The following is an 11,577-nucleotide window of genomic DNA, read 5'->3' as shown; positions in this document are numbered from 1 at the left end:
CCATTCAGATCATTATTGCCGCTATTGCCGCGCAGGGTATTGCCCAAACCATTGCCGAGCAGGAAGAAATCGCCCGAACCCAGCAGGGTGATGTTCTCGATATACTGTCCTGCGCCCGAATAGGACATGCCGGCAAACACCGTGTCGGTGCCGCCGCCATCAAGTTCCACGACCTTGTCTCCGGCGTCGTTGACATAACAGGTGTCGTCGCCCAGCCCGCCGGTCATCAGATCCGATCCCAGGCCGCCATTGAGGCTGTTGTTACCGTCATTGCCGGTCAGGGCGTTGTTGTTGGAGTTGCCCGTCGCATCGATATTGCCCGAACCCGTCAGGATCAGCACTTCGATGCTGGCTCCCAGCGTGTAGGTGACCGAGGCATTGATCACATCCGTCCCCTGGCCACCTATCTCGGTGATGACGTCACCGGCACTGTCGACGAGATAGGTATCATTGCCCGCCCCCCCCAGCATTGTATCGACACCGAGACCACCATCCAGGACATCGTTACCAGCCAGGCCCGTCAACGTATTGGCCGCGTCATTGCCAGACAGCATATTGTTGCTGCCATTGCCAGTCCCATTAATCGCCGCTGTACCCGAAAGTGCCAGGTTTTCGAAATCGGCAGCCAGCACATAAGTAAAGCTCGCGATGACGGTATCTGTGCCCTCACCGGCGATTTCGCTCGCCACGTCTCCGGCACTATCCAGAAGATAGGTGTCGTCACCCAAACCACCATTCATCGTATCATCGCCGGCGCCTCCGACAAGGGCATTGCGTCCGCTGTTTCCGACTATGATGTTAGGAAATGCATTACCCGTTCCGCTGATGTCTGCCGTCCCCGTCAGGATAAGTCTTTCAAGGACGTCAGACAAAATGTAGCTTACGCTGGCGTAAATGCTGTCCTCGCCTTGATCGGCAAGCTCGACGACGACATCGGAAACATCATCGACCAAATATAAATCATTCCCCAAGCCGCCTGTCAGCGTGTCGCCACCCGCTCCGCCATCAAGCGTATTATTTCCATCGTTGCCGGTTATCGGATTGGGCGATAGATTACCCGTACCCCCGATATCAGCCATGCCCGTTAATATGAGAGACTCCAGGTTAGGCGAAAGTCCGTAAGTCACGGACGCCCAGACAGCATCTGTTCCTGACGAGCTATTTTCGGTGATAACGTCCGAGTTATCGTCAACTTGGTATCTATCGTCTCCAATGCCGCCAACCATTACATCCGAGCCGGAGCCGCCGTCCAATGAATCATTTCCTACTGAAGCATAAAGCTGGTCGGCGCCGCCAAACCCAAGAAGGGTGTCTTGGCCATCCGTGTCGTAGTAAATATTTGGATCATCATCCCCGACAAACGTCTGTCCATAAACATCCAAGACAGGCCCGCTTAGCAGGTGTGTGTGAGCCTTAGTGCCGTCGGTAGCAAAATAGACGTTACGGTTGGGCATAGCAATATTGACGAGATCATAGCCGTATTTTTGCTGCTCAATAATAATGTAAGCATATGGAGATGAACTAGCATCATATTGGAATATTTCCTCCGATCCACGCCCATCGGTTGAAATAAAAGTATATATATCATTGTCATGGGCCACGAACATTAAATGTTCGCTGACCTTGCCGAAATAGTCTATACTGTGATCAATACCGTTATAACCGGTATATTTGAACATTAATTTCGTACCACCTACTGTGCCATCGGTAGCCCAATATTCATGATAATTGTTTGCGCCATGATAAAATTCAATTATGTCGTACTTTCTTACTATACCAGAAAGTGAGACGTATGCGTTATATGGTCCTCCAATATCGAATTGAATCAGTGGAGCGGTGACGGATGATAAACCATTTATGCCATATATCTTATAAGAAGAAGAACCATACGTCTCAACTATAGCGTAATTATTAATATTATTAATTCGATACGGTCTTTCATCATTTGTAAGATCCAGCACAGTTCTAGAGCCACCGGAAGTTCCATCCGTCGCCCAGATTTGATATTTTGAATTCCCGTACAGAGTTACGATATCAATTGTATTTAAATCTGAAAGCAGGCTTATAAAGGAATTTGATAATGAGCTTGGGTGAAAGTCCAGCAAAATTTCACCCGAATTTGTATCTGTTCCATATAGAAGTCGGTGCCCGCTATCATAAATATAAATGATAGCCCTATTTCCAACTATATCAAATGCTTGATAGAAACTACTGCTGCCTAAACTTCTGTGGCCAAACAAAAAATGCTTGCTTCCGTTGTCGGGATTCACACTGTAAAAATTATAATCGTCATACGCATCAAGCTCAATAATATCGGTGTTATTCAGCCTTGTTACGAACGTCATGACGCTTCCCCCGGATGATCAACCCATCATTTCGCATCAATTTTATGGTAAATTTCAGGTTGCACAAATCAAATTGAATTGTTTCGGGAGGCGTTCCACGCGACCCCGCCAGTGACTATTTCAGTCTATTTAGGTGACGTATCAATTGCCTAAGTACCGCCGCCCCTCTCGATCCAGGCCACTTCTTCACCGTCCCTCATCCATCTGTGCAAAAAACAGCAGCACACCCGCCGGGTCGATGACATGCGTCGCCAGGGCGCCATAGGCTTCGCGCTGCGGCGGCTTGACCTTGACCTCGTCGAAACCGCCTTCCCGCTTGACCCGGCTGGCCGTTTCGAACCACGCCGCCGCGTCATCGACCACGATATGCAGCATCATATTGTGCGCCCAGTCCTGCACCCAGGCCGCCTGTACGAACATCTGCGATGCCCCCAGCGACAGGAAGGCCATATCATGCGCCCGATAGCCCACCTGCCAGCCCATGCGGGTGTAAAAATCGAGCGAGCGGGCATAGTCCTTGCTCGGCAAAAATGGGCGTTGCGACAAAATTTCGGGCATGGGACGGCCTCATCGGGTTGCGGATCAACAGACCCTAACCCGAAACGCATCTCGGAAAAACCAGACGATTTCGCCCAAATGTCCGCCTACGCCGGCACGGACTCGACCGTAGCCGATGCCTTGGCTTCGCGCCGATAACGATGCAACACGAATTCGGTATAGCCATTGGGCTGGTCGCGCCCGCTCAGCACCAGTTCGCGCGCCGCCCGGAAGGCCGGGCCATCAAACCCCGGCGCCATCGGCCGGTAGGCTGGATCGCCGGCGTTCTGCCGGTCGACCACCTGCGCCATAAAGCGCAGCCGCGCCTCGACCAGGGCCTCATCGATCAGGCCGTGACGCAGCCAGTTGGCGACGTGTTGGCTGGAAATGCGCAGGGTCGCCCGGTCCTCCATCAACCCGATATCGTGGATATCCGGCACCTTGGAACAGCCGATGCCGAAATCGATCCAGCGCACGACATAGCCCAATATGCCCTGCAGATTGTTGTCCAGTTCGGCCTGAATTTCTTCAGCGGTCAGCACGCCATCCAGCATCGGCGGCGTCAGGATATCGTCCACCGAGGCTGCCGGCCGACCACGTAAGCCGGCCTGCACATCCGCCACGTCGATCATATGATAATGCAAGGCATGCAGCACAGCCGCGGTCGGCGACGGCACCCAGGCCGTCGAGGCGCCGGCCTTCGGATGGCCGATCTTCTGCGCCATCATGGCCTGCATGGTGTCGGGTGCCGCCCACATGCCCTTGCCGATCTGGGCGTGTCCAGGCAAGCCGCAGGCCAGGCCGATATCGACGTTGGATGCCTCATAGGCGCCCGTCCAGGTGGCCTGTTTCATGTCGCCCTTGCGCAGAACGGGACCTGCTTCCATCACCGAATGGATCTCGTCACCGGTACGGTCAAGGAAGCCCGTATTGATGAAAAACACCCGATCCCTGGCGCGCTCGATACAGGCCGCCAGATTGACGCTGGTCCGCCGTTCCTCGTCCATAATGCCGATCTTCAGCGTCCGCGCCGGCAGGTCCAGCAGCGTCTCGACCTTTGCAAACGTCGCGACCACAAAGGCGACCTCGTCCGGCCCGTGCATCTTCGGCTTGACGATGTAGGCAGAACCCGTGCGGCTGTTGTGTCGACTGCCCAGGTCGTGATGCGCAATCAGGGCCGTGACGCACAGGTCGACCAGGCCTTCCGGCACCGGCCGGCCGTCTGCGTCCACCACCATGTCGGTGTACATATGCAGGCCGACATTGCGCGCCAGCATCAGGCTGCGGCCGTGCAAGGTCAGGGACGATCCATCCGGCGCAGCATAGACGCGATCGGCGTTCAATCGCCGCTCGACGGTGCGCCCGCCCTTGATGAAGGTTTCGCTCAGGTCACCGCGCATCAGGCCGAGCCAGTTGCGATACAGCCCGACCTTGTCCTCGGCATCGACCGCGGCGACACTGTCCTCCATGTCCATGATCGCCGACAAAGCCGCCTCGATGATGATGTCAGCAACCCCCGCCGCATCGGCCGCGCCGATCGGGCCGGTGCGATCGATCACCAGTTCCAGGTGCGACCCGTTGTGCTTCAGCAGGATAGCGCCATGGTTATGACCGGTGAATTGCGCCGGCGTCGCAAGCCCGACAACGCCATCATCGGTCTGGGCCAGCAACCGGCCGTTCTCGACGCGATATTCCGTCACATCGGCATGCGACGCCCCGTCCAGCGGCACAAACGCGTCCAGCCACGCCTTGGCCTGGGATGTCACCCGGGCGCCGCGCGTCGCGTCGTAGCCGCCCCCCGCCGGCAAGGTTCCCAGCGCGTCGGTGCCGTACAGCGCGTCATAAAGGCTGCCCCAGCGCGCATTGCCGGCGTTCAGCGCGTAACGCGCATTGGACACCGGCACGACCAGTTGCGGCCCGGCCAGCACGGCGATCTCGTCGTCGATGCCATCTGTGGTCACCTGAAACGGCGCCGGCGCCTCGACGAGATAGCCGATGTTCTCCAGCCACGCCCGATAGGTCTGTGTTTGTCCGCCCTGCCCGCCATGCCAGGCATCCAACTCGGCCTGAAACCTGTCCCGGACCTTCAGGAGGCGCGCATTTTCCGCGCTGAACTCGGACAGAACCGCGTCCAGCCCACGCCAGACCTTTGCCGCGTCCAGCCCGCTGTCGCGCAGCGCTTCATCTTCGATAAAGCGAAACAGGCACTGTGCGACGCGATACGCACCGATCGAAACATAGGCCATGGCGATCTCCTTGTCCGTTCAGGATAAGAGATAATGCTGCGCCGCGTCAATTTTTCTGAAAATTATTTCTATTTTCGCTAATAAATCACAACCATATGATTTGTCTGTGAAAATTAATTTCCACTACCAGTTCCACATGGATCCGTCTTCCAGCCTGGCGACGGGCAACTGGGCCGGCTTGTATGGATATTTCAAAGCCAGACCTTCGTCGATATCGACCCCGTGGCCGACGACATCGCCTGGGAACAGCCTCCCCTTTTCAAACACATAGCTGTGCGGGAAGACGGCGTCGGTCTCTTCGGTGTGGCGCATATATTCCTGGATGCCGAAATTGGGCACCCACATGTCGAACTGCAAGGCCGTGCCCATGGTCACCGGCGACAGGTCGGTGGCGCCATGGCTGCCGGTGCGCACCTGCCACAGCGCGGCGAAATCGGCCACCCGGCGTAGATGAGTCACCCCGCCGGAACCGACGATCGTCATCCGGATATAGTCGATCAGCTGGTTCTGGATCAGATCCTTGGCGTCCCAGATCGTATTGAATATCTCGCCGACGGCCAGCGGAGTCGTCGTATGTTGGCGGATCAGCCTGAACGCTTCCTGGTTCTCGGCCGGCGTAATATCCTCCAGCCAGAACAGACGATACGGCTCCAGGTCCTTGCCCAGCCGTGCCGCTTCCATCGGCGTCAGCCGATGATGCCCGTCATGCAGCAGTTCCGGCTCGGGGCCATAGGTCAAACGCAGGGTTTCAAACAGTTTGGGACAATAGTTGAGATACTTGGAGGTATTCCACAGGGTTTCGGTCGGCAGTGCCGCGTCCGCCGGTTCGTAATGCAGCACGCCGCGCCCGACTCCATAGGCCATCTTGACGCCCGGAATGCCCGACTGCGCCCGGATCGCCGTATAGCCCATATCGATATATTGCCCGACGGCATCGACGGTCTGCGCGATGTCGCCGCCATTGGCGTGGCCATAGACCAGCACGCTGTCGCGGCTGCGCCCGCCCAGCAGATCGGTGATCGACATGCCGGCCATCTTGCCCTTGATGTCCCACAGCGCCACATCGACAGCCGCAATGGCGCGCATGGTCACGGGACCGCGCCGCCAGTAGGCCCCACGATAGAAATACTGCCAGATGTCTTCGATGCGCCGCGGGTCCTTGCCCAGCAAGGCCGGGATAACGTGCTCTTCCAGATAGGCGACCACCGAAAGCTCGCGCCCGTTCAAGGTCGCGTCGCCTATGCCATAGACACCCTGATCGGTTTCGATCTTCAGGGTGACGAAATTGCGCCCCGGGCAGGTGACGATGACGCGTGCGGCAGTGATCTTCATGGGCTCAATCTCAATGTCTGGCCAGTCGTGGAGCTGGCGAATGACGGCTGTCTTACCTGTCTGCCGATCATATACAAGCGATTTCCGTCACCTGTAACTTCCTACGAATGGCGCAGGGTTTTCCCGGGCGACGCGCCGGCGCTCGACAGCGCCAATCCGGCGACGGTGACGATGGCCACCAGAAGCGAGGCGCCCGATCCGGCCGCAAAAAACCATACGCTCATCGCCACGCGGTCATCGAACTGCGACAACCATCGTGACAAGGTGAACCAGGCAATCGGCCAGGCGATCAGGTTGGCAATCACCACCGGCATCATGAATTGCAGGACCAGAAGGCGGGTCACCTGACCCCGCGACGCCCCCATGACCTTGCGCAAACCGATCTCGCGCGCCCGGCTGGAGGTGTTGAACGCCGCCATGCCGTACAACCCAATGGCGCCGATCAAGCCAGCCACACCCGCCCCGACCGCGAACAGGCTGGTGTTGCGCCGGTCGGTTTCATAATATTCTGCCAGGGTGTCGCCGCTGGATTCGGTGACCAGGGGCAGGCCCGGAAACCGCTTGTGCCAAACCGCCTTCATGCGCGCCACCATGACCTCTTCCGACACGCCTTCGAAACGCAGCACCGTGGCCCTCTCGCCCTCGGTCCCTTCGCTGATAAAATAGATCGCAGGGCCCATCTTTTCGGTCGGCGAGATGAATCTCTGGTCCTGAACCACACCGACAATACGCAGGCGGGTCAATTGACAGACCAGGATCTGGCCGATCGCGGACTGGGGTTTGGCCAGGCCCATGGCCTGGACCATCGCCTTGTTGACAACGACATTGACGGTGTCGTCGAACATGCCGACCGGACCGTACTTCATCGGTATTCTGTCGGCTTGGTCCATACTTCGTCCGGCAAGAAGTTCGGTACCGTAGGTGCGAAAGAAGTCGCGTTCACCGGTCAGACTCTTGACCAGGATCGGCGCGATCCTTGGGTCGGCCGTCGTTACGGATAGCGAGCCGTACAGGAGGTAATGCCCGGGCACGCTGCCCGAGGTCAGGGCTACGACGTTGGGAAGTGCGCGCCATTGCGCCTGAATCGCCTCGACCTGATCGGGTTTCACAAAGTCGCTGATGGTCGACGTGGTGATCAGCAGGCCTTCGCGACGGAACCCCAGGTCGGACGTCTCCATATGGCGCAACTGAACGAAAAAGCCGATCACGATGATAAAAAAGGCGCTGACGACGGTGAATTGCAGGACGACCAGGGCTTCGCGAACGACGTGGCTAAGACGACCACCCGATGGCGACCGGGTCGAAGCCAGAACCTGCGCCGGTTCGAAGGCCGACAGGACAAAGGCGGGATAAAGGCCGGCCAGGAGTCCGCTCGACAGAACGCATCCCATCAGACCTGACAGCAAAGATGCCTCACGCAGATAATCGAGGCGCAATGACAGGCCGCCAAAGCGATTGACGATCGGCAACAGCAATTCGACAAGGCTGAACCCAAGCAGGCCCGCGGCCAGGCTGACCAGCAAGGCCTCGGTCAGGAATTGCAGCCGGATCGAGCCTGACGTGGCGCCGACGCACTTTCTGACCGCCACCTCACGCGCCCGCAGTCCTGCCCGCGCGGTCGCCAGATTGATATAGTTGATCAGCGCCACCGACAGGGCCAGCACACCGACAACGGCCAGACTCCACACGCCGGCCGCGGTCTTGCGGTCGGCGAGATGCTCAGCCGTTAGCGGGACAAGTTGAAGGCCTATATGCTTGTGGCGGGGCTCCCCCTTGTACACCATGTCGTATTGGACGGAACTGCCGTACTTGTCGATGATCAGGTCCGTGCGTGCATTGATACGGTGCACGGTCTCGGCGGAGGGCACGTATAGGTAGGTGTGATGGGGCGAGACTCCCCAATCGTGCCAATAGAGTTCGTCGCTCACGCGCTGCGGTGTAATCAGTCGGACGAAGTCGAAGCGCAACCTGGAATTGGCGGGCGGATTTTTCAGGACACCCGTCACGACATAGTCGCGCGGTGGTGGCGCGACATAGCCCTCCCTGGTCAGTGGTCCCAGATCATCACGCAAATTGATGGTTTTGCCAATGATGTCGGTGCTGCCGAAATATTTACGTGCCATGGCTTCCGACAGCAGAATAGCATCCGGCCGCAGGGCGGTTGCCGGATCACCCGCAACCCAGCCAATGTTGAACACCTGGAAGACCTCCGGATCGACCAGTTGCCCTTCCTCGTCAAAGCTCTCGTTGCCCTTGTGGACGATCATATAGGCCGTAGCGACCCGCGTACCCAGTTGACCTGGAAACTCGGCCCGTATGGCGTCCAGCGTAAAACCGGCACTGGAAAAACGCCGGCTCGGGCCGTTCGGCGTCGCGCGGCGTAAGGTCGCGACCTCATAGATGGCGTCAGCGTGCGGCACCCATTGCTCGTAACTGGTTTCGAAACGCACGAACAGGCTGAGCACGATGAAGACGGCAATACCGATACTCAACCCCAGCAGGTTCAGCGCCGCGTACAGCGGATGACGGGCCGACGAACGGTAATAGGCTATGACGGCGGATTGAAGCATCAGGATTCGCGGGGCGACTGGGAGCACCAATCTAGTCGCAAATGGCACAACTTGTCACTCATGACGCAAGGCCTTGCCCGGCGAAGCGCTGGCGCTCGCCACGGCCAGTCCTCCGACTGTAATTATGGCGATCAACAGCGAAACGCCGGACCCCGCCATGAAAAACGCCGGGCTCATGACGACACGGTCGTCGAACTGCGCCAACCAGCGCGACAGGATCAGCCAGGAAACGGGCCAGGCGATCAGATTGGCGAGCAGGACGGGTTTCAGGAACTGGAACACCAGCAGCCGAGCGACCTGCCACTTTGAGGCGCCCGAAGTCTTGCGCAGCGCGATCTCGACCGAGCGGCATGAAGTACTGAAGGCCGCCATGCCGTAAAGCCCGATACTGCCGATAATCCCACAGGCCATCGCCCCCACCAGAAACAGGCGTGTATTGCGCTGATCGGCGGCGTAGTAGTAGTCGAGTTCCTCGGCAAGCGAGAGAATCTCCAGGGGCACATCCGGCGCTATTGTCCGCCAGATCGCCGACAAGTTGGCCTTGACCTCGTCTTCGGATGCGTCGCGGAACCGAAGCAGGGTCGTTGTCCTTTGCCGCAAACCTGCGGTATAGACATAGATGACAGGGGGCAATGTCGCGGTCGGCGCATCAAGCCTCTGATTCTCCACGACTCCGACGATCTCGAATTCATTGTCATCGGATTTCACGATCTGTCCGATGGCATTTTCGGCCGTGCCGAAGCCAAAGGCCTGGACGGCGTTGGCATTGATATCGGCCCTGATCACATGGTGCGGATCCAACCTGTCAATATACAGGCTTTCGTTACGATCCGCGCTGGCCAGGAAACGGCCAGCCAGCAGTCTCGTATTCATGACCATGAAATAGTCCTGGCTCACAGCGCCGATCCTGAATCTCACGGGAACGAACGTGGTTGCTTTCGTCACCGCACTGCCCCGAGCCAGCATCAGAAAGCGTCCGGGTGCGCTGCCCTGGCTGATGGAGACGACGTTTGGCAATGACCGCCAGCGCCCTTCAATGGTGGCCGCCTGTTCGGCGGTAAGCAAGGGCGTGATCATCGAATTGGTCAAAAGCAGGCCCTTCCGGTCAAAGCCGAGATCGGACTCCCGCATATGCGTCACCTGCGCGACAAAGCCGAAGACCAGGATGAACAGCGTGGTGGCAAACACGAATTGAAACAGCGAAAGCGCCTTGCGGACCAGGCTGTCGAGCCGCCCCCCCGCCGGAGACATCGACGAAGACAGGACAAAAGCCGGCTCAAAGGCGGATACGACCCAGGCTGGATACAACCCCGCCGCCAGGCTGCCCAGCATGACGGCGCCCAGCACCGCGAGCAACAGCCCGGCATCCCGGCGGTAGTCGAGTTGCAGCGCCAGCCCGGTGGCCTGGTTCAAGACCGGCAGGACCAGCTCGACCAAACTGAAGCCGAGCAGCGCCGCAACCAACGAGACGATGGCGGACTCCAGCAGGATTTGCAGCCGCAACCCGGCCGCCGTCGCCCCCATGGCCTTCCTGACGGCGACCTCACGGGCACGCAATCCGCTGCGCGCCGTCGCGAGGTTGATATAGTTGATCAGTGAGACCGCAAACGCCAATATGCCTGTAAACCCAAAGGCGACCATGGCGTTCAAGGCCTTTGGATCCCACAGGTGCTCGGCCGTCAAGGCGTTGGCCCTGTACTGGATCAGGCTGTGATACGGTCCCGATTTTTCAAATACCGGCCCTTCGTACTTCGCATTGGCGTCCGTATAGGCGTCGAGGTTGTCATTGAACGCCTTCACCTCCGCCTGAGATCGGAAGATCACAAATGTCCGCCCCCAGAGATGCGCCCAGCTGGACCATCTGTCGGCGGACGCCTTGTCAGCCGGATCGATCAATCTGACAAAGTCGAGCTGCAGGGAAGAGTTTTTCGGTTCCTCAGCGATAACGGCCCCGACCATATAGGCCGTCGCACGCCCCGCATAGGTCGGCATCGAGCCGTCAATGCCTTCATTGCGCAGCAGTATCCGGCGCCCCACGATGTCGGTGCGGCCAAAATACTTTAGTGCCATCGCCCTCGACAGAATAATCGTGTCCGGCCGCAGCGCGGTTGCCCGATCACCCGCCAGCAAGGGCAGGTCGAAGACGCTAAAGAACTGGCTGTCGACCAGCTTCACCACCTCTTCCTTGAACTCGAAACCTGACCTTACTGTGGCATAGCTGGAAATGATACGCGTGCCGGTCAGGTTGGGAAGGCTGGCGTGCAGGCTCTCGAACATACCTACCCCGGTCGTCGGACGCGGCCGGATATCGATGCCGTGGTAGAGCCGCTTCGACGTTATTTCATAGATGCGCCTCGCGTTCGGCACCCATTGGTCGTAGGTCGTCTCGAAGCGCACAAACAGGCTGATGACGATGAAGACGGCAATGCCGACCGTCAGCCCCAGCACGTTCAGCGCGGCATACAAGGGGTGCCTGGCCGCCGACCGGTAAAAGGCAATGATGGCGGACTGAAGCATCAGGATTCGCGAGGTGATTGGACATACCAA

Annotated in this window: 6 protein-coding genes; all 6 read right to left on the bottom strand. The window is 58.4% G+C overall.

Translation table 11 applies throughout. The features are described from left to right. The coding region (locus AC1DXO_RS24865) for a calcium-binding protein (RefSeq protein ID WP_476980909.1) at nucleotides 1–2,345 on the bottom strand (2,345 nt) is incomplete at its 3' end. A gap of 186 nt (nucleotides 2,346–2,531) precedes the next feature. Beyond that, a complete protein-coding gene (locus AC1DXO_RS24860; protein WP_476980908.1) occupies nucleotides 2,532–2,903 on the bottom strand; it encodes a VOC family protein in 372 nt (123 codons plus the stop codon). 86 nt (nucleotides 2,904–2,989) lie between these two features. Further along, the gene (locus AC1DXO_RS24855) at nucleotides 2,990–5,128 is read right to left on the bottom strand and encodes a malate synthase G (RefSeq protein WP_476980907.1); all 2,139 of its coding nucleotides are present in this window, start codon (nucleotides 5,126–5,128) and stop codon (nucleotides 2,990–2,992) included. A 123-nt stretch (nucleotides 5,129–5,251) separates the two neighbouring features. Continuing rightward, complete coding sequence (gene manD / locus AC1DXO_RS24850) at nucleotides 5,252–6,460, bottom strand: D-mannonate dehydratase ManD (protein ID WP_476980906.1); 1,209 nt, start codon at nucleotides 6,458–6,460, stop codon at nucleotides 5,252–5,254. Between the two features lie 101 nt (nucleotides 6,461–6,561). Further along, complete coding sequence (locus tag AC1DXO_RS24845) at nucleotides 6,562–9,030, bottom strand: ABC transporter permease (RefSeq protein WP_476980905.1); 2,469 nt, start codon at nucleotides 9,028–9,030, stop codon at nucleotides 6,562–6,564. Between the two features lie 54 nt (nucleotides 9,031–9,084). After that, nucleotides 9,085–11,547 carry an ABC transporter permease gene (locus AC1DXO_RS24840; RefSeq protein WP_476980904.1) on the bottom strand — a complete coding sequence of 821 codons (2,463 nt, stop codon included), beginning with the start codon at nucleotides 11,545–11,547 and terminating at the stop codon, nucleotides 9,085–9,087. Nucleotides 11,548–11,577: the final 30 nt, after the last annotated feature.

The organism is Asticcacaulis sp. P2_C5 (assembly GCF_056404555.1).
Note: the sequence above shows the minus strand (reverse complement) of the source record. Positions and strands in the feature narration are given on the sequence as shown.

Coding starts and splice junctions, on each gene's coding strand:
- AC1DXO_RS24860 (WP_476980908.1), bottom strand. CDS start 2,903: ATGCCCGAAATTTTGTCGCAACGCCCATTTTTGCCGAGCAAGGACTAT.
- AC1DXO_RS24855 (WP_476980907.1), bottom strand. CDS start 5,128: ATGGCCTATGTTTCGATCGGTGCGTATCGCGTCGCACAGTGCCTGTTT.
- manD (WP_476980906.1), bottom strand. CDS start 6,460: ATGAAGATCACTGCCGCACGCGTCATCGTCACCTGCCCGGGGCGCAAT.
- AC1DXO_RS24845 (WP_476980905.1), bottom strand. CDS start 9,030: ATGCTTCAATCCGCCGTCATAGCCTATTACCGTTCGTCGGCCCGTCAT.
- AC1DXO_RS24840 (WP_476980904.1), bottom strand. CDS start 11,547: ATGCTTCAGTCCGCCATCATTGCCTTTTACCGGTCGGCGGCCAGGCAC.